The sequence below is a fragment of the Anaerolentibacter hominis genome, assembly GCF_032380675.1.
Classification (GTDB): Bacteria; Bacillota; Clostridia; order Lachnospirales; family Lachnospiraceae; genus Anaerolentibacter; species Anaerolentibacter hominis.
In genome coordinates, this window is sequence record NZ_JAWDIX010000001.1 from 349,449 (window position 1) to 372,123 (window position 22,675).

A 22,675-nucleotide genomic window follows, 5' to 3' on the forward strand; every position below is an offset into this window, starting at 1 on the left:
GCGCCCCGGAACGGGAAAAGGTATGGTATTGATATGATTAAAATACTGATTATTGAGGATAACGACCATCTGAGAAAAATGGTTCAGGTTTATCTGAAACAGAATGGCTTTGAAACCTTCTGTGCCCGCAATGGAAAAGAGGCGCTGGAAATATTTGAGCATGTGATGGTGGATCTGGCGGTATGCGATATTATGATGCCGGAGATGGACGGCTTTGAACTGATCAGCCAGCTGCGGGAGAATCACTATACGCTTCCGATCCTGATTATGACAGCCAAAGATTCCAGGGAGGATATCATAAAGGGATTTCGCATCGGTACGGATGATTATATGGTAAAACCCATAGATCTGGAAGAAATGCTGATGCGTATCCGTGCTCTGCTGCGCCGGTCCAATATTGTAAATGAAAACCGGCTGACCATCGGGGCGGTGACGCTGGATGAAGATACGCTGACGGTTACCCGGGAGAACAGGGCAGTGGTATTGCCTCAGAAAGAATTTCTGCTGCTGGCAAAGCTATTGTCTTACCCTGGAAAAATCTTTACCAGAATGCAGCTGATGGACGAAATCTGGGGTTATGATATCGAAAGTGAAGAGCAGACGGTGAATGTCCATATCAGCAGACTGCGGGATAAATTCCAGGACGTTCCGGAGTTTTCCATTGTCACTGTCCGGGGTGTGGGCTACAAAGCGGAGGTCTACCGGTGAAAAAAGCGATGTGGCAGTTTAAAAATTCAATCAAGGGAAAACTGATCCTTCCCATGTGCCTGGCGGTTTTGATTATTGACGTGATTGTTTTCTGCATTTTTCTTCCGCTGGGTTCCCGCTGGCTGGTGCATTCTCTGGAAGAGCGGTTTACAGCCGCGATTGACAACCTGCAGTCGATGAATTTGTCCCGCCTGGAAATGGAACAGCTGGGAAAACTGGGGTACCGGATTCATTTTATGACAGAAGAAGAACTGGACGGCCTGAATCTGACCCTGGAACAGAAAGAGGAATTAAACCGGACCGGGAGACTGATCTCTCTGAGCGGACGGAGCAAGAACTGGGTGATAGCGGCAAAAACAGGCAGCCAGTATGCAATTTATCCCACCGAAAGTTATATTATGATGATTGAAAGCGGGATGAAGGCGGTATTCTGGAGCCTGACGGTAAGTTTTGGCGCCTGTGCCCTGGCGATTATTTTTACCGTGCGGAAGGTGACAAAACCGGTGGCGGAGCTGGCGGTTGCGGCAAATAAGATTGCGGAAGGCGACTTCGACGTATACATCGAGAATGACGGGCAGGACGAGATGGCCCGCCTGACCAGGCGGTTTAACCATATGGCGAGCGAGCTGAAACAGACGGAATATATGCAGAAGGATTTTCTGGACAGCATGTCCCATGAGTTTAAGACTCCGATATCCGCAATCAAGGGTTTTGCCACTATTCTCCAAAATGGCGGCATCCCGGAGGAGGATAAACAGGAATATCTGGGGATTATTCTGGATGAATCCAACCGCCTCTCGGAGCTGGCCACGAATATCCTGAATTTATCCCGTCTGGAGAATATGGAGCGGATCGAGAAAAGTGAAAGTTTTTATCTGGATGAACAGCTGAGAAAGACGATTGTGATCCTGGAACGGCAGTGGTCCAGAAAGAAAATAACGTTCGAAGTGGAACTGGAATCGGTGGAATATACTGGGAAAAGCGAGAGCCTGATGCAGGTGTGGATCAATATTATCGGAAATGCGATCAAGTTTTCTCCGGAGAAAAGCATAATAAGGATTTTCTTGGAACATCACGGCGGCGGAGCGCGGATTATCGTGGAGGACCATGGCTGCGGTATGGATGAAAATACCAGAAAACATATTTTTGACCGTTTTTATCAGAAAGACCAGGCAGGAACGGACGGTGGTATCGGGCTGGGGCTTTCGATCGCCAAACGAATCGTTGATCTGAGCGGCGGCCAGATTCTGGCAGAAAGCGAGCCCGGCAGAGGAAGCCGTTTTATCGTGGAACTGCCGTAGAGATAGTAGATCCGGGGCGGAGTCAGTCTGATTCTGTCCCTTTTTTGTGATATAGGAAATAACGTTCTTTACATAACAAAAAGCTTTGATGTGCACGGGGAATTGATGTGGGTTTGCCCGCTTTGTTCTGCAAAATTGCCCTTGAAATTTCCGGTTCGATCCTTTATACTTAAATCCACAGCGTGTGGCTTAACTGCGTAAATCCAGTTGATTGTCACACGCTCTTTGTTTCATTTGGGACACAAATCCTGTGAAACAAAACTATTTTTCAAGCGTGTGGCCCGGGGCATAAATCCAGCTTTCCGGTACCCGCGCTTTTTCTTTTGTCCAAAAATGACAAGATGTATTTAAGGAGGTTCTTTTCATGAATGAAACAAACACCAATGCCTTTCTGGAACAGGAAAAACTTGGCACATTGATGAGAAAATATGCAATTCCCTGTATTATTTCTCTTCTTGTGGCGGCGCTGTATAATATTGTGGATCAAATTTTTATTGCCAATGCGTCTTATCTGGGTTCCTATGGAAATGCGGCAAATACAGTAGTCTTTCCACTGACGGTGGTCTCTCTGGCAGCGGCTGTAATGATTGGAGACGGCTGCTGTGCCTTTGTCAGCATCAGCCTGGGGGCTAAAAATCAAGAAGATGCCCATATCAGCATCGGCAATTCGATTCTGCTGTGTGTTATCGCCGGACTGGCGCTTACCGCTTTCTATTTTTTGTTTCAGAATCAACTGCTGTCTGCGTTCGGAGGGCGTGTGAATGAGGAAACCTGGATTCAGTCGAAAGAATATTTCACGTATATTTCAATGGGTATTCCGTTCTATATGTTTGGTCAGGCTATGAATCCTGTGATCCGTTCTGACGGCAGCCCTAAATTTGCCATGTTTTCCACACTGGCAGGAGCCCTCACCAATGTGATCCTGGACCCGATCTTTATTTTTGTCTTCCGCTGGGGTATGATGGGCGCGGCAGTGGCGACTGTGATCGGTCAGGTTTTAACTGCCGTACTTGCTGTATGGTATCTCTTTCATATGAAGGCGGTAAAACTGCAGAAGAAGAGTTTTAAACTGAACAGAAGAATTGTATGCCGGTTTATTCCGTTGGGTATATGCAGCTTCTTATCCCAGATTTCTCTGGTTGCCGCGATGGCTGCTATCAATAATATGATACGGAAATATGGCGCCGCAGATCCCGTGTTCGGCCAGGATGCGTACGCACAGATTCCTATGGCAGTAGTGGGAATCGTAATGAAATTCTTTCAGATTGTTATTTCCGCGGTCGTTGGTATGGCTGCCGGCTGCATCCCAATCGTAGGTTATAATATCGGCGCCGGACGAAATGACAGGGCCAAAAAGCTGTTTACCTATCTGCTTACCGCGGAAGCCTGTGTGGGGGCAGTTTCTCTGTTTATAGCGGAGGTACTGCCGGGACAGCTGATCCGGGTGTTCGGTGCGGCAAATGAAAGCGTTTATTACACACAATTTGCTATAAAAGCATTCCGGATCTATCTTTGCATGCTGATTCTGGCCTGCATCAATAAAGCAGCTTTTATTTATCTGCAATCCTTGGGAAAAGCTCTGCTTTCCACGCTGCTCTCTATGATCAGGGAGGTCGTCTTTGGGGTAGGATTTGCCCTGGTACTTCCGGTATTCTTTGGTCTGGACGGCGTCCTTTATTCCATGCCAGCCGCGGATATTCTGACCTTCTTTATCTCGCTGGCCGCGATTATACACACCTATAAGACCCTCCGTGAAGCTCCACAGGGAGTGAGAAGAGAACAAAAAGAAAAGCTTGCAGAGAACTAGCTAGCCTTTCTTCTTATAGGAGGGATCGGACAGAAAGTCAAGCGCAATTTTAGCCAGCGCATAGGCCCCCATCGGAAGAATATCTTCTTCCAGCGCAAATGCAGGGCTGTGGAGTGAGAAATAAGGCGCGCTTCCCTCAGGAGCACAGCCTAAAAAGAGATAGCTGGCGGGTACCTGCTCACTGAAATAGCAAAAATCATCCCCGATCATCTTCAGGTCCCCGGCTGTGGTAAACGTGAAATCTCTCCTGATGCTCCTGCGGGCAAGTTCGGAATATAAGGGATTGTTATAGACAGCAAAACCGCCGCTCCAGTATTCCAGAGCGAAGGATACCGGATATGCGGCATCTGCTTCCAGCAGAATCCGGTCGATGCCATCCCAGATTAAGGTTCTGGCTGCCGACGTCTGCGTGCGTACAGTACCCTGTATAATGACAGAATCCGGAATTACGGCCGGAGCGCTGCCGCCCCTGATGGAACAGAGCTGTACCACGGCTTTTTCACCGGCCGGAGCGACAGAATGAAGCGCCCGGATACGCTCATATATTTTTACCGCAGGGAGAAGCGGGTCACGGGACTTCTCGGGGAAAGCACCATGACCGCCCTGACCGGTAACTGTTATAGTGAAAAAATCAGGATTGGCCGTAACAGGCCCGTCTTCCAGAGTAATACAACCTGCTTTGTGAGTAGGATCTACATGCAGGGCAACGGCATAGTCAACGGAGGGATGCTTTAAAATACCTTCCTGCACGATCTGGCGGCCTCCGCCTTTGCCTTCCTCCGCCGGCTGGAAACAGAGTACAACATTTCCATGCAGACGATCCTTTCTATGATTCAAGATTCGTCCTGCCCCAAGAAGCATCGACATATGTGCATCGTGCCCGCAGGCATGCATCACACCCGGACGGCACGAAGCAAAACGAAAAGAGGAAGCCTCCTGAACCGGCAGTGCGTCCATATCTGCCCTCAGCAAGATCGTCTTTCCGGGGGCAGATCCCCGGATCAGACCCTTGACTCCTGTTTCACATACCTGAGTCCAGGGAATTCCCTCTACATTTAGACTGGAGCGTATATATTCCGATGTCTGTCTTTCTTCTCTGCTGAGCTCCGGATTCTTATGAAAATACCGCCGGTCCTTTATCAGCTGTTCCCGCATATTCAGGGCTGACTGCTTTATGTCGTTCATCTGTGTACCCACACCTTCCCGCCGCATCTTCCTTTTGACTGTGATCTGCTTTTAATACTATTTTAAACGCCGTCCGGCTATTTTACAAGACAGAGAAGGGGCTGCACAAAACGAAAATATGCTATTCCGGCAGCGTAGTTTCTTCCTTATTATATAGTCAGTATGTTCTGCAGAGACTGCTTTTTCCTTCGTTTTCAAGGCCGGCAAAGCGCTAAAAACTGGAAAACGGCGCTCTTTGACGCTTGACATTTATAAAGTAATAGAGTAATATCGGTTAGGAAAATATCTAACAGCTAGTATTTTGTAGGAGGAAGAAGAAATGAAAAGCGTAAAGAAAATCATGGCTCTTCTTTTGGTCCTGGTTCTTGCTGTATCCAGCATGACCGGCTGTTCCAAAGAGGAAGAGGGAAAAGAAAATGATACTCCGTCAGCCAATGACGGCAATGACGCTGCTGACGATCAGGGCTCTGATGCTGCTGATGGTGCAGCCGACGGCGAGAATGTATTCCTGATTGGTTCCAGCGGACCGTTAACCGGCCAGGCATCTTCTTACGGCATCTCTGTAAAACAGGGCGCTGAAGTTGCAATCAATGAGATCAATGAAGCGGGCGGTGTAAAAGTAGGAGATAAGACTTATACTTTGAAATTACAGATGGAAGACGATGAAGCAACTGAGGACAAGGCTATTACTGCATATAATACCCTGATGGATGCCGGTATGAACGCATTCATGGGTACTGTAACAACAGGGGCCTGCCTGGCAGTGATCGACAGCTCCTATGCAGACGGTATTCTGCAGCTGACACCTTCAGCATCCGCAGCAGCAGTTACAGAGCATGAAAACAGCTTCCGTCTCTGCTTTACCGATCCCCTTCAGGGAATTACCATGGCTGATTTCGCTTATGATACACTGGGCTTAAAGACAGCGGCTGTTCTTTACACCAATGCAGAGGACTACAGCAGCGGTATGATGGAAGCTTTTGTTGAAGAGTTCGAAGCAAAAGGCGGCAAGGTTCTCGCGAACGAAGTATTTGGTGTAGAAGATGTTGACTTTACAACACAGCTTACCAAGATTAAAAAGACAAATGCAGAATGTATTTTTGTTCCATATTATTATCAGGCAGCTACTTACATTACAAAACAGGCAAAAGAGCTTGGTATTGAAACACAGTTCCTGGGCGGTGACGGCTGGGACGGCGTTTTAGGAACCGTAACTGATACAAGTACGGTAGAAGGCGCAATCTTCCTGAGCCCGTTCTTTGCAGCAGATGAAGATCCGCTTGTAAAATCTTTCGTAGAGAAATATCAGGCAGCATATAATGCAACACCGGATCAGTTTGCGGCAGACGGTTATGACTGTGTTTATGTTATCAAGGCGGCAATGGAAAAAGCAGGCAGCATTGAAGGCGCAGATCTGATCGCTGCGATGCCGGAAATCTCCATCGACGGTCTGACCGGCAAGGGACTTTCCTTTACACCGGAAGGCGAGCCGAACAAAGCGGCAACCTTTATTAAAATCGTAGACGGAGCCTATACTTCCCTGGCTCAGTAATAGTACATGATCGTACGGATCTTAAAAGCGGACAGAATTCGTTCTGTCCGCTTTTTCAATGTAAGAGAATAAAGACGATTTCCAAACAGGTACCTCCGGTCAGGGGAGCCCCGTTAATCTTCGGGAAAGCCGCGGTTTTCGGCTCTCGGTACAAATTTTGTCTTGCACAATACACTACATTATATTAAAATATTAAAGTATAGCCGTAAAACAGTGTGAAGTGGGAAAGATAACGCCGCGGCGGCGCCGCGGTTTTAAGTAAACAGAACAAAAGAGGTGGAAAAATGGAGTTTATCATGAATTTCCTGGCCCAGATATTGAACGGACTGCGCACAGGAAGTATCTACGCGTTGATTGCATTGGGGTATACCATGGTATATGGTATTGCAAAAATGATCAACTTTGCTCACGGCGATATTATTATGGTCGGTGCATATGCACTCTATATTTTTTCTGCGGTTCTCGGACTGCCGATTCCTTTGGCAATTGTCCTGACAATCGCAACATGTTCAATTTTGGGTATTACGATTGAACGAATTGCATACAAGCCCCTGCGGAAGGCTCCGTCACTGGCGGTGCTGATTACCGCAATCGGTATGAGTTTCTTCCTGCAGAGTGCGTCTCTGCTGATTTTCGGGGCGACCCCCATACCATTTGCAACAATTATTAATGTGCCATCTGTTACGCTGGGAAGCCTGAGTGTCTCCGGCCTTACGATTGTAACGCTTGTAGTAACAGCGGTTGCCATGATCCTGCTGACCTGGTTTATCAATAAGACAAAAGCAGGCAGTGCGATGCGTGCCGTATCGGAGGATAAGGGAGCGGCAGAACTGATGGGTATTAATGTAAACGGGACGATCTCTCTTACGTTTGCCATCGGTTCCGGACTGGCGGCAGTAGCAGGTATCCTGTTTATCTGCCAGTATGAATCGCTGCAGCCGACCATGGGCGCTCTGCCGGGCATCAAGGCTTTTGTTGCCGCGGTTCTGGGCGGAATCGGGAGTGTGCCGGGCGCTATGCTTGGCGGTATCGTGCTGGGCCTGATTGAAAGTCTGTCTAAGGCATATATTTCTACAAAAGTTTCTGATGCTATTGTGTTCGGCGTGCTGGTTATCGTACTTCTGGTAAAACCATCCGGACTGTTGGGCAGAAAGAAAACGGAGAAAGTGTAGGTGAGACAGATGAAGAAGGAGAAAAATACAAAAAGAAGAAATTTAAGCAGACATATCGTCACGATTGCTGTCGTTCTGCTGGTTTACGCCCTTGTTATGATGGCGGTACAGTTCGGATGGCTGAATCGGCAGATGATGTCTCTGATTACGCCGGTTTGTGTCAATATTATACTGGCGGTTTCCCTCAACCTGACTACAGGTTTCCTGGGTGAGCTGACGTTAGGCCACGCGGGCTTTATGTCCATCGGCGCCTATGCGGGGGCTCTGTTCAGTATCTATGCAGGACTTCCAAGTGTATTGGAATTTATCCTGGCGATTCTGATCGGCGGTATAGTGGCCGCTGTATTCGGCGTGCTCATCGGTATTCCGGTTCTGCGTCTGAGGGGGGACTATCTGGCGATTGTAACTCTGGCTTTTGGTGAGATTATCAAGTCTATTATCAATGTAATCGGAATTACCCAGGGAGCCAAGGGGTTAAATAAAATTCCAACCTATGCGACTTATAAGAGCTTTACGCTTGTTTTTCTTATTACGGTTATCTGTGTGGTGCTGATCGCCAATCTGGTGAAGTCCAGACATGGACGTGCAATCACTTCCATCCGTGACAATTATATTGCCGCGGAAGCAGTAGGTATCCCGGTAAGTAAATATAAAGTTCTGGCATTCTCCATTTCCGCATTTTTCGCCGGAATTGCCGGCGTCATCTATGCACATAATGTCAGTATCATCAAACCGACTAACTTTGATTATAATAAGTCTATTGAAATCCTGGTAATCGTGGTGCTGGGCGGTATGGGAAGCATTAAGGGTTCCATTATAGCTGCTGTAATCCTGACGATTCTTCCGGAGCTTTTAAGAAGTGCGGACGACTATCGTATGCTTTTGTATGCGGTTGTCCTGATTGCCATGATGCTGTTTAATAATTCACGCTTAAAAACCAGAATTCTGGAGCGGAAGAATTTGAAAATGGCCCAGAAGGCAGAACAGGAGGAGAGCTGATTATGGCGTTATTGGAAGTTAAGAATCTGGGAATATCCTTCGGCGGTCTGCGTGCGGTTGACAACCTGAATATGACAATTGAAGAGGGCGGCCTCTATGGATTGATCGGGCCTAACGGAGCGGGAAAGACCACAGCCTTCAACCTTCTGACCGGAGTCTATCAGCCGACCGACGGTATGTTTCTGCTGGACGGCAAAAATCTGGTGGGGAAACGGCCTGCGGAAATCTGTCATGAAGGAATCGCGCGTACGTTTCAGAATATCAGATTATTTTCAAAAATGTCTGTGCTGGACAATGTGAAGGTTGCGCTTCACGATGAGATCCGGTATGGGCTGGATAAAAGCTTTCTGCGTCTTCCCGACTTTTTCCGGAAGGAAAAAGAGATGAATGAGCGCGCAATGGAAATTTTAAAGGTATTTGATCTGGACGGACAGGCCGATTATATGGCGTCCAATCTTCCTTATGGAAAGCAGAGAAAGCTGGAGATTTCCAGAGCGCTTGCCACAAATCCCAAGCTGCTGCTTCTGGACGAGCCGGCTGCGGGCATGAATCCCAATGAAACGCAGGAGCTGATGCATACGATTCAGCTGATCAGGAAGAAATTTAATGTGACAATATTGCTGATTGAGCACGATATGCGGCTGGTAGCCGGTATCTGTGAATACTTATATGTACTGAACTTTGGTACGGAGCTGACAAATGGAACCCCGGATGTGGTGCTGAATGACCCGAAGGTTATCACCGCATATCTGGGAGAGTAGGGGGTGAGCCGGATGTCTATGTTAAAAGTTACGGATTTACAAGTATACTATGGAGTAATCCAGGCCATCAAAAGTATTTCTTTCGAGGTAAATGAAGGTGAGATCATCGCACTGATCGGTGCCAACGGCGCCGGAAAGACGACTATCCTCCATACGATCACCAGGCTGGTGAATGCCAGATCGGGCAGGATCGAGTTTGAGGGAAAGGATCTTACCAAAACCCCCGGCCATAAGCTGGTTGGAATGGGAATGGCCCATGTGCCCGAAGGCAGAAGAGTTTTTTCCGAGCTGACGGTATATGAAAATCTCCGTCTGGGCGCTTACACGATAAAAGATAAGGGCAAGATAGAAGAAAAGCTGAATATGGTCTATGACCGTTTCCCCAGACTGAAAGAGAGAAAAACACAGCTGGCGGGAACACTCTCCGGAGGAGAACAGCAGATGCTGGCGATGGGCCGTGCGCTGATGTCCGAGCCGAAGATTATTCTGATGGATGAGCCGTCGATGGGCCTTTCTCCTATTCTGGTACAGGAAATATTTGATATAATAAAAGAAATCAGCGAGAGCGGAACGACGGTTCTGTTGGTAGAGCAGAACGCAAAGAAGGCACTGGCCATTGCAAATCGTGCATACGTGCTGGAAACAGGCCGTATTGTGCTGGACGGCGACGCAGACATGCTGATGAACAATGAATCCATAAAACAGGCCTATTTAGGCGAATAGGAGGCGACCCTATGGAAAAAGTAGTCATTACGATTGCCAGACAGTACGGCAGCGGTGGAAAAACGGTTGGACGTATGCTGGCACAAGATCTGGGAATTCCCTGTTATGAGAGGGAGATACTGAAGATGGCGTCGGAGGACAGCGGCATCAATGAGAAGCTGTTTGCTCAGGTAGATGAAAAGCTGAAGGCCGGATTTTTCTCCAAACTGGTCGGGAATGTATACAGCGGTGATCTGATTTCACCGGAAAGTGAAAACTTTGTCTCCAATGATAACCTGTTTAATTATCAGGCAAAGGTCTTAAAAGAACTGGCGGAGCGGGAATCTTTTGTGGTAATCGGACGCTGTGCCGATTTTATCCTGAAAGACCGGCCCAATGTGATCAGTGTGTTTGTCCATGCGCCTAAGGATTTTTGCCTGGAGATGGCGGCAGAGCGTCATGGAAGAACGCCTCACGAGATGGAAAAATTTGTTCAGAAGGTAGATAAATACCGGGCCGACTATTATAAATACTATACCGGCCATGACTGGCTGAACGCAAAAAATTATGATCTGTGTCTGGACAGCAGCAAGCTGGGCTTTGACAAATGTGTGGATGCCATCAAAGGATACATGGAAGTAAGAATGAAATAGGAAAAGAGGCTGCTTTTCCTGTGCCTGAATATACGCTGAGAAAAAAGGTTACGCTAAATGTGTAACCTTTTTTAATTTGGAACGAATCATAAGTAGAGAGCATCCATTTCGTACAGGAAAGAACAGGAAGCTCTGTAAAGAAAACAAAGAAGGAGGCCATGCAGTTAATGGGCAGAACAATGAAGAAATTATTATGTGTGCTGTTGGCGGCAGTAATGATGATGTCGCTGGCAGGATGTAAACAGAGGGAAGATAAACCCCCTGTAAAGGAAGTCAGTTTAAGCGAAATTCACGATGAAATAAAGAGCGCTTATGGAGAGGATTATATTCCCTCCATGGAATATGATGAGTCAATGCTGGAGTCACTGTTCGGGTTGAAAAAAGACATGTATGATGAAATCGTAGCAGAAGGACCAATGATCAGCGCTCACGTCGATCAGTTTATAGCGGTAAAAGCAGCTGAAGGCAAAGCAGATGATGTAGAGAAAGCATTAAATGACTACCGGGACAGACAGATCAACGATTCCATGCAGTATCCGATGAATCAGGTTAAGGTAAAAGCCTCAGAGGTAGTGCGTCATGGGGACTATGTCTTCTTCGTAATGCTGGGCTCATACTCCATGGAAAACGATGAAGAAGGAGAAGAAGCAATCCTGGAAGCAGCCAAAACAGAAAACAAAATCGGAGTGGACATCATAAACAGTTACTTTGAATAACGAGCCGGGCAAAAAGAAATCAGGTATTTGGTGGGTGAGCTTGCTCACCAAGCCAAATGCCTGACTTTCTTTTTATGCGGCGAAGCCGCCAAGCGAGCAAATACGAAGTATTTGCGTAGCTTGAGCCCGGCACAAGTAAGTAAAGAGCGAGTGTGCGCTGCGGGGTGGTCGGCGAAGCCGCCAAGCGAGCAAATACGAAGTATTTGCGTAGCTTGAGCCAAGAGCGAGTGTGCACTTGTCCTCCACATCAGCTTGCCGTAATCATGCATTACCTGTTATACTGAAAATCGAAACCAAACGGGTGGGGCCATCTCCCGTTTCAGTTATATAATGTCGGGAACGAATAATGTTTATCCCGTGGAGAGAACAGGTATGACAGAAGATACAAAAGATGTGAGAGCGTTTCAGGCCGGCGATCAGAGCGCCTTTGAACGGCTGGTGCTGCGCTATAAGAATAATCTGATTTATTTTATTAACCGCTATGTAAAGGATCTGTACGAGGCCGAGGATCTGGCCCAGGATACCTTCGTAGAACTGCTGCTCCATAAAGAGCGTATTCGGCCGGAGATGAATTTTAAGACGTATTTATTTGCCATCGGACGCAATAAAGCGGTGGATCACTGCCGCAGATATGGCAGGATATCTCCGGAAGAATGGATCGGCCAGCCGGACCCGGACTGGGAAGAATGGCTGGGGAAGAAGCTGATTCGGGAAGAGGAAAAGCAGCTGGTACACAGCGCACTGGGAAAGCTGAAAGAGGATTACCGGGTTATTCTTACTCTGGCCGATCTGGAAGAACTGCCTTATAAGGAAATCGCGGCAATATTACATAAATCAATGCCACAGGTTAAAGTAGGAGTACATCGGGCCAGGAAAAAACTGGCGGAAATTTTGCAGCGGGAGGGGTATACGTATGAAAAGTGACAGAGAATTTATACGGGGCATCTATGAGAAAGCCGAACGGAAACAGGAAACTGCCGCTGGCAATCCGTTTTTGCGTTTTCGAAGAATCGCAGTACCTGCTGCCTGCCTGCTTTTAATGGTTGTTCTGATAACAGGAACGGGAAGCCGGCTGAAACAGGAAGAAGTACCAGAACCCGCCGCATTCTCCCTGGAACCGGAAGGCAGAGGAATCGTAATGGAACTGGAAATAACCGGTGAGATAGTATCGATGGAGAAAAAGGAGGACGGCTGGTCGGTGATAATACGGGATACCGCAGGTGCGGAATATGACTGCTATGCTCAGGAGGATGCTTTCACGCTTAAGGAAGGGGATAAGGCGTCCTTTATCCTGCGGGATTCGGAAAAGGGATATGAAATCATACACGCTGAATAGGGGAAGGACTGCCATGTTGACAGAAAAACAGAACAGGTAGTATCATTATTCTGACTGAAGACGGAACAAACCGGGAGGTGTATGAAAGTGGATTATGTAAGAATGAAGGGAACCGGACTGATGGTTTCCAGAGTATGTCTGGGGGCGATGACCTTCGGCGGACAGACGGAAGAAGCCGACGCCGTCCGTATGGTTCACTATGCGATGGATCAGGGTGTGAACTTTGTGGATACTGCGGATTCCTATACGGAAGGCCGGAGTGAAGTGATTACGGGAAAAGCGATAAAGGGAAGGCGGCATGAGGTGATACTGGCCAGTAAGGTGTGCAGGGATACCGTGCCGGGACCGAATGCAGGCGGGTTAAGCCGCAGGCATATTCTGTATTCAGTTGATGAAACGTTAAAGCGGCTGGATACCGATTTTCTGGACATTTATTATTGTCATTTTCCTGATGTACATACTCCTATGGAAGAGACAATGGGTGTGATGACTGATCTGGTACGAGCGGGAAAGGTGCGCTATGTGGGGATGAGCAATCATGCGTCCTGGCAAATTGTAGATGCCCTGCGCGCTTGTGATAAGATCAACGGTTGTGCGCCTGTAATTACTGAAAATGTCTGCAATATCCTGACCCGCGGTGTGGAGAGCGAGCTGGTGCCCTGTCTGAGACAGCACAATATGGACATGGTCGTCTATAATCCTCTGGCCGGCGGGCTTCTGACCGGGAAACATAAGATAGACAGCTATGGTGATAACACCAGATTCAGCATCAATGCGGGATACCGTGACCGGTACTGGAATGAAACTAATTTTAATGCAGTTGAAAAGATACGGGCGATAGCTGAATCGGCGGGCATGCCTATGGCCGAACTGGCGTTGAAATGGTGCAAAGCGCAGGACTATATTACTTCTGTGATCATAGGGGCCAGCAAGTTCGGGCATTTGGAACAGAATCTGGAGGCATTAAACGGTACAGGGCTTTCAAAAGATGTACTGGAGAATCTGGATCAGATCTGGAACAATCTTCCCGTAGGAAGCCGTTTTACCTATAACCGGTAAGAAAGTAAAGGCAGAATAAATGGATAAGATTAGACTGGGCATATTGGGAATGGGTACGATGGGCATGAAATATGCTGGAATGGCCCTCTCTCAGGAGACGCCGGAGATTGAACTCACGGCCGCAACGGCAAGCCGCGATCCACAGCGGCAAACAAAGATAGAACAATTTGCGCAGGCAGGAGTTCAGATCTTTCAGTCTGCAGATGCTTTGATGGACAGCGGGGCCTGTGACAGTGTTCTGATAGCAGTCCCACATTATCTGCACTGTGAGATGGCCATAAAAGCATTTCAAAAGGGGCTTCATGTGCTCTGTGATAAGCCGGCCGGCGTGTATACAAAACAGGTACGTCAGATGAACCGGGCAGCGGAAGAAAGCGGAAGGGTATTTGGAATGTTATTTAACCAGAGAACCAACTGTGTCTACCGGAGAATCAAGGAGCTCACAGAGAGCGGAAGTCTGGGTAAGCTGAAACGGGTGAACTGGATTATTACGGACTGGTATCGCCCGCAGGCATATTATAATTCCGGTACGTGGCGGGCTACCTGGGAGGGTGAAGGCGGAGGCGTGCTGATAAATCAATGCCCTCACCAGCTGGACCTGCTCCAGTGGATCTGCGGCATGCCAAGCCGTGTGCGTGCATTTTGCCATGAGGGAAAATGGCATTCCATCGAGGTGGAGGATGATGTGACTGCATATATGGAATTTCCGGGAGGTGCCACAGGTGTCTTTGTCACGTCAACCGGAGATGCGCCGGGCACAAACCGGCTGGAACTGACCTATGAGATGGGCAAGCTGGTTTGCGAGGATGACCGGCTGAGTCTCTGGAAATTGGAGGAAAATGAGAGGGATTTCTGCCGGAATGCGGCAGGAGGCTTTGATATGCCGCGGTGGGAGCAGTCCGAGGTTCAGACTGACGGGAACAATGAGCAGCACGTTGGTGTGATGAATGCATTTGCTGCCTCCATCCTTCATCAAACGCCTCTTATCGCAGAGGGTATGGAGGGAATCAACGAGCTCATGATTTCAAATGCCATGTATCTTTCCTCCTGGACCGGAGAGACAGTGGAACTGCCGTTGAATGAAGAAACGTTTTTCACAGAATTAAAGAAAAAATGTGGAAATTAATATTTAAGCCTGGCTGTCACAATGCTGTGACAGCCAGGCTTTTTTTATTACAGGGAGAAGTTCTCAAAACTTTCCCCTGTAATAAAAAACCCTCCGGGGGATCGCACTGCGGCGGAAAGGACTCGTGTTGCCAGAGCAACCCGCCGCTGGTGGAGAATCCCGCTTATGGGATTCTTTGTTTTTTGTATTTTTCAGGCTTTATTTTCGGCCTGGTACATATTCAAAAGAGGCATAAGGCAGCGTTTCATCAAACAGCAGATGCCCCTTATGAAAGAAACGGTAGGTGACCGGGCCTGAAGGGTTTTCACGTATCATCCGTCCCATGGTTCCGCGGACAGGAGCCTGGAGCAGATGGCCCTTGCCGGGCGGAACCTGGATTTGCAGCAGGCTGCTTCCCTGGCAGATTACAGCCTCCTGACGGCCGGCAGCAAGAATGCGGGCACCCAGATAGGTGGCAAGGCGATACTGCACGCCATTGTATAAAATGGAGCAGATACAGCCGGTAAAGGATACCCGTCCCAAAGGTATGCGCGCCACGGATAACATGATGGAATTGGTGACAAAGGTATCCCAGTTGCACTGGGTCCACAGGTAGGAGGAGGGAAAAGAGCTTCCCCAGTCTTTTTCAATATAACCGGTTCCTCCGTCGAAGCAATATGCGGTTCCATTGATGACAAGGGTTCCTGTTAATGTATGACAGAGGCTTAAAATGCCGTGTTTACATTCCATACCGGGGAGTTTGCCAAATGGGCCCATAATATCATAGGAAAGAGGGGTGAATGGCCCATAGCGGAGAACACCGGTGACGTTTAGTTCCGGAGTCTGGATATCCAGGCTGATTCCGTCCGCGCCAAACCGGTTCTTGCCCATAAGAACCTGAAATTGGTTCTCGGAGGCATGGAATGAGGCATGGGGAAATGGGATAGCTTCAGCAAACTGATCGGTAATAACCTGGAGGTTTGCGGATTTTCTGCCCTGTTCATCAATATGGATGGATGGAATCAGCGCCAGTGTATAGCCGCAGGCCTGATGTTTCAGGTACCAGCCTTCAAAATAACAGCCGGTTCTTTTATTTCCCTGATAGTATTTCATCTGTAATATCCTCCTGTGCAGGATTGTCAAGCAGCTGCCCTTTATAATTGAAGCGGGAACCGTGGCACGGACAGTCCCAGCTCAGTTCATCTGGATTCCATTCCAGCTGGCAGCCCAGATGGGGGCAGCGGGTCGATACCAGAAAGAGGGTTCCGTCCTTATCACGGTAGGCGCCCACTTTAAGCCCTTTATAATCCACAATTTTACCTTCTCCGTTTTCCAGCTCGACAAAAGAACTTTCCGGAGGTTTCAGGAATTCTCTCGTCAGTCCCTTCGCGGCCTGGAGGCCTTCTTCCATCAGTGTTTTAGCTGATGCGGAAAAGGTATGCCGTGATACAGAGAAGACGGGAGCGTATTTATTATCCTTTCCGGTAATGAGATCTGAGAGAATCATTGCCGAGATCATAGAGGAGGTCATGCCCCATTTGCCAAATCCGGTAGCAACATACCAGCCTGGAGCCGATTCCGAGAAGGGACCGATGTAGGGCAGACCGTCGGCGGTCATGCAGTCCTGCGCCGACCAGCAGGTCTCTTCTTCCCAGCCGGGAAAATACTCTGCCGCGGCTTTCCTGAGCATATCGTATTTCCCGCCCTCCGAATTTTCACCGGTACGGTGATTTCCGCCTCCCAGAAGAATGTAGTCTTCGTGAGGTCTGAGGGAAAGACCGTTCTGGTCAATGCCATAGTAAATGCCATCCAGATTCTTTTGTTTTGCGGCATCTTCTGAGGGGGAACGAAGTGCAAGAACATAGGACCGCTCCTGGTGCATCCGCATGAAATAATATCCGGGTGTATTCATAAATGGAAAATGGGAGGCAAAAATGATATGGTCCGCAAAGACGGTTCCATGATCGGTATAGATTTCGTTTTTCTTAACTTCCATGACCCGTGTATGTTCATAAATAGTCAGAGAGTCACTGAGCGCACGGATGAATGTAAGCGGCTGAAATCTGGCCTGCTTTTCATAACGGAGCGCTCCTTTCACAGAGAACGGCAGGGAAGTTTTATGAGTAAATTCAGACTTTATATGAAATTTGGCAGCAAGTTCCGCTTCCTCTCTTAACATTTCCTCATCCTCAAGAGAATAAAGGTAGGAAGGGCACTCCGTAAAATCACATGCGATATGATTTTCTGTAATAATACGGCGGTATTCAGCGATAGCCCGTTCGTTGGCGGCGGCATAGAGAGCAGCTTTTTCTTCTCCATATCGTTTCACAAGATCCCGCAGTACAACGCCATGCTGTGAGGTTATTTTGGCGGTGGTTTTACAGGTCTGCCCGGAAGCGATGCGACTGCCCTCCAGGACAATAACTTCAACCCCTTTTTGCTGTAAAAACCAGGCGGTCAGGATACCTGCCATTCCGGCTCCGATTACCGCAGCTTGTACGGTTACGTCACCGGGCAGCGCCTTACGCGGCGGAAGAATTGTTTCCTGTTCCCAAATTGAATCCATAGCTGTTATATCCTTTCTTCTTTCTTCTATCTCTATCTATCATGCGCAATACTGGAAAAATTTAATCATATCCCCGGTGCATAAGAAAAATAAAGAGTTAGCGGAATATTGAGATAAGCATATGGAAGAAAGTGGAAGGACGCATTTGTCGCACACGTTTTCTCTTGTACATATGTTATTAGTACAAGAAAGAAAAAGGAGTCTCAAAGGTTATGGATTATAATAATAGAATGCAGCAGGGACGCGGCGGCCGGGCAAATTGCGGCTGTGGCTGTGCCAATGTCTGCGGCGGCTGCAATCCGTGCTCAAACACCGGATGCCACCGCCCTACACCCCTGCCAAGTTACCCACAAACACCGGTTGCTCCATCCTGCGGCTGCGGCAGCCCGGCGCCTGCGAAGCCATCCTGCGGCTGTGCTGATCCTGTTCCGGCCAGACCGGCATGCGGCTGCGGTAATCCTGCTCCGGTAAAACCGGCATGCGGCTGCGGCAATCCCGCACCGGCAAAACCATCCTGCGGCTGTAATAACATGCCGGCAGGGCCATCCTGTCCAGGTCCGATACAGCCAAGACCATTATACGGAGGGCCCGGCCCGGTTATTGCCGGAGGAAATAACTGCAGACCAGATCCATTAGACGGCATGCCTCTGGCTATGGCATATGTTCCATGGCAGAGATGGAATGACTGCGCGAATTTTGACCCTGACGCGGCACTGAATAATGGAACTATGTTTAAAGACTTGCGGTTCCCCTTTGAATTTGCGGGACCGGGATGTTCGTCCAGGAGAGGAGGCTGTCTGTAATGGAATGTGGAAATAAATCAATGGCGCAGATGGTTCACGAATTAAGCTTTATGCTGGACGATCTCATCTTATATCTGGATACGCATCCGTATGATACGGAAGCATTGGCCAGTTATCAGGAGTATCAGAAGCTTCTGAATCAGGCACAGATGGATTATAACAATACAATCGGCCCTCTTCACGCCAAAGAAGTAGATGTATGCAATGGCTGGGCCTGGATTGACCAGCCATGGCCATGGGAAGGAGAGTGCTGATTTATGTGGAATTATGATAGAAAATTGCAGTACCCTGTAAATATTACAAAAACAAACCCGAAAATGGCCCAGGTCATTATTTCCCAGTTCGGCGGACCGGACGGTGAGCTGGCAGCTTCCATGCGTTATCTGTCTCAGCGCTACTCCATGCCGTACAGAGATGTAGCAGGAGTCCTGACTGACATTGGTACAGAGGAATTGGCTCATATGGAAATGATCAGCGCTATCGTATATCAGCTGACCAAGAATCTCACACCGGAAGAAATAAAAGGCACCAGTTTTGCCAATTACTATGTAGACCACACCACCGGATTATGGCCGCAGGCTGCAGGCGGAATTCCGTTTAATGCATGTGAATTCCAGTCCAAAGGCGATGCCATCACCGATCTGCACGAAGATCTGGCTGCAGAACAGAAGGCCAGAACAACTTATGACAACATTCTTCGTCTTGTAGATGACCCGGAAGTATGTGATCCGATCCGCTTCTTAAGAGAGCGGGAGCTGGTGCATTATCAGAGATTCGGCGAGTCCCTGCGTCTGGTACAGAGCAGACTGGATTCCAAGAACTTCTATGCATTCAATCCAGAATTTGACAAATTTAATCAGATTCCCCGTTAGTCGATAAATTAACAGGTTCATTACTGTTTTCCGGCAGCATCTCCGTAGATTCGGGAGATGCTGCCTTTTTTGCTTTCAAGTACGCCTCGGCGTACTTGTTGCAAGCCGCACGTCATGCTTTGCATGACATAATACATCTGTGCGGCTCTGCAATCCGCCGGAGGCTTTATCTTGGAAGGAGACTAGGCTCCCGCCAAGACGAATTTGTTATTTACACACCACCTATAGAGGTGGGAGTCCAATCTCCTTCCATGGTAAATTTTCGGTCACTTTGACCGTAAAATGTATGTTATTCATTGAAAAATAATGGTCTAATGCTATAATGAGTATAATCTTTATGCTATCTTAATGCGAAAATGAATTTCTTTATGGCATCTTAATACAAAGGAAACAGGAAGGGAAGGTTTGCACGGTATGCAGATCATCATTATCGGCTGCGGTAAAGTGGGAAGAACGCTTGCGGAGCAGCTTAGTTCAGAGGGACATAATATTACCATTATCGACAGCGTGGAACAGAAGGTACAGGAAATTACCAACAGCTGCGATATCATGGGGCTTGCTGGGAACGGAGCCAGTATACAGGTGCAGATTGAGGCCGGTGTGGAGAAGGCGGACCTGCTGATTGCCGTGACGGGGGCGGACGAGCTGAATCTTCTTTGCTGTCTGATCGCAAAGAAGGCAGGGAACTGTCAGACAATCGCCAGGGTCCGTAATCCCCTCTACAGCCAGGAGATCAACTTTATTAAAGAAAAACTGGGAATTTCCATGATTATTAATCCTGAGCTGGCCACTGCGGTGGAAATTGCCAGACTCCTGCGGTTCCCTTCTGCTATTAAAATAGATACCTTTGCAAAAGGGAGGGTGGAACTGCTCAAATTTAAGGTTAAGCCGGAATTTGGGCTGGACGGCTGCCAGCTGTCGGAGCTGAGCACCAGGCTGAAATGTGATATCCTGGTGAGCGCGGTGGAACGTGGAGACGAGGTGACAATACCGGACGGCAGTTTTGTTCTGCACGATTATGATCTGGTTTCCTTTATCGCTTCCCCGGTTAACTCATCAGAATTCTTTAAAAAAATCGGATTTGAGACCCATCAGGTAAAAAATACGCTGATTGCCGGGGGAGGCACCATAGCCCACTATCTGTCCAGACAGCTGCTTAAGATGGGAATTGATGTCCGTATCATTGAACTTGATAAAGAACGGTGTGAACAGCTGAGCGAGAGGCTGCCGGAGGCGACAATTATTCAGGGGGATGCTACGGACCAGAGACTGCTTTTTGAAGAGGGCCTGAAACAGGCGGAATCCTTTGTAGCGCTCACCAATCTGGATGAGGAAAATATCCTGCTCTCTTTATTTGCCCAGAAACATTCACAGGCGAAGGTGGTTGCCAAGGTCAACCGGATCACCTTTGATGACATCGTGGAGCAGCTGGATATCGGAAGCGTGGTTTATCCCAAATATATAACGGCAGATTACATCATTCAATATGTAAGGGCTACACAGAATTCTATCGGGAGCAATGTAGAAACACTATATACCATACTGGACGGCAAGGCAGAGGCGCTGGAATTTGCCGTACATGAGGAATCCGCATTGACCGGTGTGGCGCTGTCGGAGCTTGATTTAAAGCAAAACCTTCTGGTCTGCTGTATCAACCGCCGGGGCAGGATACTGATTCCAAGAGGACAGGATCAGATACGGAAAGGGGATACGGTTGTCGTTGTTACAACAGAAATAGGGCTCCACGACATACAGGATATACTGAAAAAGTAGGAGAAAGGCAGAGAATGCAATGAATTATTCTATGATAAGCTATGTTATCGGCTGGATACTAAACTTTGAAGCCGGGTTTATGATCCTGCCCTGCATAACAGCGGCAGTGTACAGGGAGGCACAGGGGTGGACCTTTGTGGCTGCCATGATTATCTGCCTGCTGATTGGAATTCCGCTGACTCTGCGAAAACCAAAAAATAAGGTTTTCTATATTCGGGAAGGCTTCGTTACGGTAGCCATGAGTTGGATCGTGATCAGTATTATGGGCGCGGTTCCTTTTGTGCTGAGCGGTTCCATACCCAATGTGATAGACGCGCTGTTTGAAACCGTCTCAGGCTTTACCACGACCGGGGCCAGTATCCTGTCCGATGTGGAGGCGCTCCCCTACTGTATGTTGTTCTGGCGGAGCTTTACCCACTGGATCGGAGGCATGGGAATTCTGGTCTTTGTGCTTTCTATTCTGCCGCTGTCCGGCGGCTACCATATGAACCTGATGAAAGCAGAAAGCCCGGGACCCTCTGTCAGCAAACTGGTGCCAAAGGTGCAGACCACGGCGAAGATACTGTACGGCATCTATATCGCAATGACTGTACTGGAAATAATCTTGCTTCTGTGCGGAGGCATGCCTTTATTTGATGCTCTGACTACTTCATTCGGAACAGCAGGTACTGGCGGCTTTGGAATAAAGAATGACAGTATGGCTGGATATTCTGCTTATCTTCAGAATATAGTGACCTTATTTATGATTCTGTTTGGGGTGAATTTTAATGTTTATTTTCTAATATTGATGAGAAAAGGAAAACAGGCGGTGAAAAGTGAAGAGCTTCGATATTATTTGGGGATTATTGGTGTCACAATTGCCGTCATCGCTATCAATATAAGAAATGTGTTCCCTACCTTTCTGGAGTGCATTCAGCATGCGGCCTTCCAGGTGGCCTCGATTATAACGACGACAGGTTTTGCAACGACAGATTTCAATATCTGGCCCCAGGTGTCCAAGACGATTCTGGTTATGCTCATGTTTGTGGGAGCCTGCGCCGGTAGTACCGGCGGCGGAATTAAGGTATCCCGCTTTGTCGTTCTTTTGAAAACAGTGAAAAAAGAACTGTACCAGTTTGTACACCCCAGAAGTGTACGCAAGGTGGCTATGGACGGAAAACCGGTGGAGCATGAGGTTGTGCGTTCCATCAATGTCTTTTTGATTACCTATGTGATGGTCTTTTCTTTCTCTGTCCTGCTTATCGGTCTGGATAACCATGATCTTACCACTAATTTTACCGCTGTGGCGGCAACATTGAATAATATCGGGCCGGGCCTGGAGCTGGTGGGCCCCACCCAGAACTTCAGCATATTCTCAGGGGGAGCCAAACTGGTTCTGATCTTTGATATGCTGGCCGGGAGGCTGGAATTGTTCCCTCTCCTGTTAATGTTTGTGCCCAGGGTCTGGAAGAAGTTTTAACAGCATAAAATGAGAAGCAGCAAAATGGGTTCTTATCCGATTTATTGTATCATTTGGATGTAAAAAAACGGAACAGGCATCAGCTGTTACGTTTTTTTATTGGCCCTGACGGGAAAAGTGTGTTATAGTGTAATATAAATTTTAAT

22 protein-coding genes are annotated in these 22,675 nt (G+C 48.0%); 19 read left to right on the plus strand and 3 right to left on the minus strand.

All coding sequences use genetic code 11. The features are described from left to right. Nucleotides 1-33 precede the first annotated feature (33 nt). The 3 genes from ABCW47_RS01480 to ABCW47_RS01490 all read left to right on the plus strand — a co-directional run bounded on the left by ABCW47_RS01480 (nucleotide 34) and on the right by ABCW47_RS01490 (nucleotide 3,816). On the plus strand, nucleotides 34-708 hold the full coding sequence (locus tag ABCW47_RS01480) for a response regulator transcription factor (protein WP_343208092.1): 675 nt from the start codon (nucleotides 34-36) through the stop codon (nucleotides 706-708). Further along, nucleotides 705-2,009 carry a HAMP domain-containing sensor histidine kinase gene (locus tag ABCW47_RS01485; protein ID WP_343208093.1) on the plus strand — a complete coding sequence of 435 codons (1,305 nt, stop codon included), beginning with the start codon at nucleotides 705-707 and terminating at the stop codon, nucleotides 2,007-2,009. The genes ABCW47_RS01480 and ABCW47_RS01485 overlap by 4 nt, the downstream gene beginning before the upstream one ends. A gap of 364 nt (nucleotides 2,010-2,373) precedes the next feature. Then, nucleotides 2,374-3,816 carry an MATE family efflux transporter gene (locus ABCW47_RS01490; RefSeq protein WP_343208094.1) on the plus strand — a complete coding sequence of 481 codons (1,443 nt, stop codon included), beginning with the start codon at nucleotides 2,374-2,376 and terminating at the stop codon, nucleotides 3,814-3,816. Here ABCW47_RS01490 and ABCW47_RS01495 read toward each other — a convergent pair whose 3' ends face one another. Then, on the minus strand, nucleotides 3,817-5,013 hold the full coding sequence (locus ABCW47_RS01495; RefSeq protein WP_343208095.1) for a M20 metallopeptidase family protein: 1,197 nt from the start codon (nucleotides 5,011-5,013) through the stop codon (nucleotides 3,817-3,819). It abuts the gene before it with no gap. A gap of 307 nt (nucleotides 5,014-5,320) precedes the next feature. On the opposite strand from ABCW47_RS01495, the gene ABCW47_RS01500 reads away from it, so the two are divergent. The 11 genes from ABCW47_RS01500 (at nucleotide 5,321) to ABCW47_RS01550 (ending at nucleotide 15,077) form a co-directional block, all read left to right on the plus strand. Then, entirely contained in the window at nucleotides 5,321-6,553 is a 1,233-nt protein-coding gene (locus ABCW47_RS01500) for an ABC transporter substrate-binding protein (protein ID WP_343208096.1), read from the plus strand. A gap of 296 nt (nucleotides 6,554-6,849) precedes the next feature. Continuing rightward, nucleotides 6,850-7,725, plus strand: coding sequence for a branched-chain amino acid ABC transporter permease (locus tag ABCW47_RS01505; RefSeq protein ID WP_343209568.1), 876 nt, complete (start codon nucleotides 6,850-6,852; stop codon nucleotides 7,723-7,725). Nucleotides 7,726-7,734: 9 nt separating this feature from the next. Next, a complete protein-coding gene (locus ABCW47_RS01510) occupies nucleotides 7,735-8,724 on the plus strand; it encodes a branched-chain amino acid ABC transporter permease (RefSeq protein ID WP_343208097.1) in 990 nt (329 codons plus the stop codon). 2 nt (nucleotides 8,725-8,726) lie between these two features. Next, nucleotides 8,727-9,485 (plus strand): ABC transporter ATP-binding protein, encoded by a 759-nt coding sequence (locus ABCW47_RS01515; protein ID WP_343208098.1) that lies wholly within the window; start codon nucleotides 8,727-8,729, stop codon nucleotides 9,483-9,485. A gap of 12 nt (nucleotides 9,486-9,497) precedes the next feature. Further along, nucleotides 9,498-10,208 (plus strand): ABC transporter ATP-binding protein, encoded by a 711-nt coding sequence (locus tag ABCW47_RS01520; RefSeq protein WP_343208099.1) that lies wholly within the window; start codon nucleotides 9,498-9,500, stop codon nucleotides 10,206-10,208. Between the two features lie 11 nt (nucleotides 10,209-10,219). Continuing rightward, nucleotides 10,220-10,840 (plus strand): cytidylate kinase-like family protein, encoded by a 621-nt coding sequence (locus ABCW47_RS01525; protein ID WP_343208100.1) that lies wholly within the window; start codon nucleotides 10,220-10,222, stop codon nucleotides 10,838-10,840. A 167-nt stretch (nucleotides 10,841-11,007) separates the two neighbouring features. After that, nucleotides 11,008-11,556: a DUF4358 domain-containing protein gene (locus ABCW47_RS01530; RefSeq protein ID WP_343208101.1), complete on the plus strand. Its 549-nt coding sequence runs from the start codon at nucleotides 11,008-11,010 to the stop codon at nucleotides 11,554-11,556. Between the two features lie 372 nt (nucleotides 11,557-11,928). Further along, a complete protein-coding gene (locus ABCW47_RS01535) occupies nucleotides 11,929-12,480 on the plus strand; it encodes an RNA polymerase sigma factor (protein WP_343208102.1) in 552 nt (183 codons plus the stop codon). Then, nucleotides 12,470-12,892, plus strand: coding sequence for a hypothetical protein (locus ABCW47_RS01540; protein WP_343208103.1), 423 nt, complete (start codon nucleotides 12,470-12,472; stop codon nucleotides 12,890-12,892). Before ABCW47_RS01535 ends, ABCW47_RS01540 begins: the two co-directional genes overlap by 11 nt. Before the next feature lie 87 nt (nucleotides 12,893-12,979). Beyond that, nucleotides 12,980-13,951, plus strand: a complete 972-nt coding sequence (locus tag ABCW47_RS01545) for an aldo/keto reductase (protein WP_343208104.1) — start codon at nucleotides 12,980-12,982, stop codon at nucleotides 13,949-13,951. A gap of 19 nt (nucleotides 13,952-13,970) precedes the next feature. Next, on the plus strand, nucleotides 13,971-15,077 hold the full coding sequence (locus ABCW47_RS01550; RefSeq protein WP_343208105.1) for a Gfo/Idh/MocA family protein: 1,107 nt from the start codon (nucleotides 13,971-13,973) through the stop codon (nucleotides 15,075-15,077). A 198-nt stretch (nucleotides 15,078-15,275) separates the two neighbouring features. On the opposite strand, the gene ABCW47_RS01555 is transcribed toward ABCW47_RS01550, so the two are convergent. Both ABCW47_RS01555 and ABCW47_RS01560 read right to left on the minus strand, forming a co-directional pair. Continuing rightward, nucleotides 15,276-16,169 carry a tocopherol cyclase family protein gene (locus ABCW47_RS01555; RefSeq protein WP_343208106.1) on the minus strand — a complete coding sequence of 298 codons (894 nt, stop codon included), beginning with the start codon at nucleotides 16,167-16,169 and terminating at the stop codon, nucleotides 15,276-15,278. Continuing rightward, nucleotides 16,147-17,622, minus strand: a complete 1,476-nt coding sequence (locus ABCW47_RS01560) for an FAD-dependent oxidoreductase (protein ID WP_343208107.1) — start codon at nucleotides 17,620-17,622, stop codon at nucleotides 16,147-16,149. The genes ABCW47_RS01555 and ABCW47_RS01560 overlap by 23 nt, the downstream gene beginning before the upstream one ends. Nucleotides 17,623-17,834: 212 nt before the next feature. Here ABCW47_RS01560 and ABCW47_RS01565 point away from each other — a divergent pair, with 212 nt between their 5' ends. The 5 genes from ABCW47_RS01565 (at nucleotide 17,835) to ABCW47_RS01585 (ending at nucleotide 22,529) form a co-directional block, all read left to right on the plus strand. Continuing rightward, nucleotides 17,835-18,425, plus strand: a complete 591-nt coding sequence (locus ABCW47_RS01565; RefSeq protein ID WP_343208108.1) for a spore coat associated protein CotJA — start codon at nucleotides 17,835-17,837, stop codon at nucleotides 18,423-18,425. Further along, nucleotides 18,425-18,679, plus strand: coding sequence for a spore coat protein CotJB (locus ABCW47_RS01570; RefSeq protein ID WP_343208109.1), 255 nt, complete (start codon nucleotides 18,425-18,427; stop codon nucleotides 18,677-18,679). The genes ABCW47_RS01565 and ABCW47_RS01570 overlap by 1 nt, the downstream gene beginning before the upstream one ends. A gap of 3 nt (nucleotides 18,680-18,682) precedes the next feature. After that, complete coding sequence (locus tag ABCW47_RS01575) at nucleotides 18,683-19,297, plus strand: manganese catalase family protein (protein WP_343208110.1); 615 nt, start codon at nucleotides 18,683-18,685, stop codon at nucleotides 19,295-19,297. Nucleotides 19,298-19,711: 414 nt separating this feature from the next. Further along, nucleotides 19,712-21,070, plus strand: coding sequence for a Trk system potassium transporter TrkA (trkA, locus tag ABCW47_RS01580; protein ID WP_343208111.1), 1,359 nt, complete (start codon nucleotides 19,712-19,714; stop codon nucleotides 21,068-21,070). A gap of 19 nt (nucleotides 21,071-21,089) precedes the next feature. Beyond that, nucleotides 21,090-22,529, plus strand: a complete 1,440-nt coding sequence (locus ABCW47_RS01585; protein WP_343208112.1) for a TrkH family potassium uptake protein — start codon at nucleotides 21,090-21,092, stop codon at nucleotides 22,527-22,529. Nucleotides 22,530-22,675 lie beyond the last annotated feature (146 nt).

Bases quoted from the DNA above. Each gene is read 5' to 3' on its own strand.
- ABCW47_RS01560 (WP_343208107.1), bottom strand. From the start codon at position 17,622: ATGGATTCAATTTGGGAACAGGAAACAATTCTTCCGCCGCGTAAGGCG.
- ABCW47_RS01480 (WP_343208092.1), top strand. From the start codon at position 34: ATGATTAAAATACTGATTATTGAGGATAACGACCATCTGAGAAAAATG.
- ABCW47_RS01570 (WP_343208109.1), top strand. From the start codon at position 18,425: ATGGAATGTGGAAATAAATCAATGGCGCAGATGGTTCACGAATTAAGC.
- ABCW47_RS01530 (WP_343208101.1), top strand. From the start codon at position 11,008: ATGGGCAGAACAATGAAGAAATTATTATGTGTGCTGTTGGCGGCAGTA.
- ABCW47_RS01535 (WP_343208102.1), top strand. From the start codon at position 11,929: ATGACAGAAGATACAAAAGATGTGAGAGCGTTTCAGGCCGGCGATCAG.
- ABCW47_RS01550 (WP_343208105.1), top strand. From the start codon at position 13,971: ATGGATAAGATTAGACTGGGCATATTGGGAATGGGTACGATGGGCATG.
- trkA (WP_343208111.1), top strand. From the start codon at position 19,712: ATGCAGATCATCATTATCGGCTGCGGTAAAGTGGGAAGAACGCTTGCG.
- ABCW47_RS01565 (WP_343208108.1), top strand. From the start codon at position 17,835: ATGGATTATAATAATAGAATGCAGCAGGGACGCGGCGGCCGGGCAAAT.
- ABCW47_RS01510 (WP_343208097.1), top strand. From the start codon at position 7,735: ATGAAGAAGGAGAAAAATACAAAAAGAAGAAATTTAAGCAGACATATC.
- ABCW47_RS01505 (WP_343209568.1), top strand. From the start codon at position 6,850: ATGAATTTCCTGGCCCAGATATTGAACGGACTGCGCACAGGAAGTATC.
- ABCW47_RS01500 (WP_343208096.1), top strand. From the start codon at position 5,321: ATGAAAAGCGTAAAGAAAATCATGGCTCTTCTTTTGGTCCTGGTTCTT.
- ABCW47_RS01525 (WP_343208100.1), top strand. From the start codon at position 10,220: ATGGAAAAAGTAGTCATTACGATTGCCAGACAGTACGGCAGCGGTGGA.
- ABCW47_RS01585 (WP_343208112.1), top strand. From the start codon at position 21,090: ATGAATTATTCTATGATAAGCTATGTTATCGGCTGGATACTAAACTTT.
- ABCW47_RS01490 (WP_343208094.1), top strand. From the start codon at position 2,374: ATGAATGAAACAAACACCAATGCCTTTCTGGAACAGGAAAAACTTGGC.
- ABCW47_RS01575 (WP_343208110.1), top strand. From the start codon at position 18,683: ATGTGGAATTATGATAGAAAATTGCAGTACCCTGTAAATATTACAAAA.
- ABCW47_RS01520 (WP_343208099.1), top strand. From the start codon at position 9,498: ATGTCTATGTTAAAAGTTACGGATTTACAAGTATACTATGGAGTAATC.
- ABCW47_RS01515 (WP_343208098.1), top strand. From the start codon at position 8,727: ATGGCGTTATTGGAAGTTAAGAATCTGGGAATATCCTTCGGCGGTCTG.
- ABCW47_RS01540 (WP_343208103.1), top strand. From the start codon at position 12,470: ATGAAAAGTGACAGAGAATTTATACGGGGCATCTATGAGAAAGCCGAA.
- ABCW47_RS01555 (WP_343208106.1), bottom strand. From the start codon at position 16,169: ATGAAATACTATCAGGGAAATAAAAGAACCGGCTGTTATTTTGAAGGC.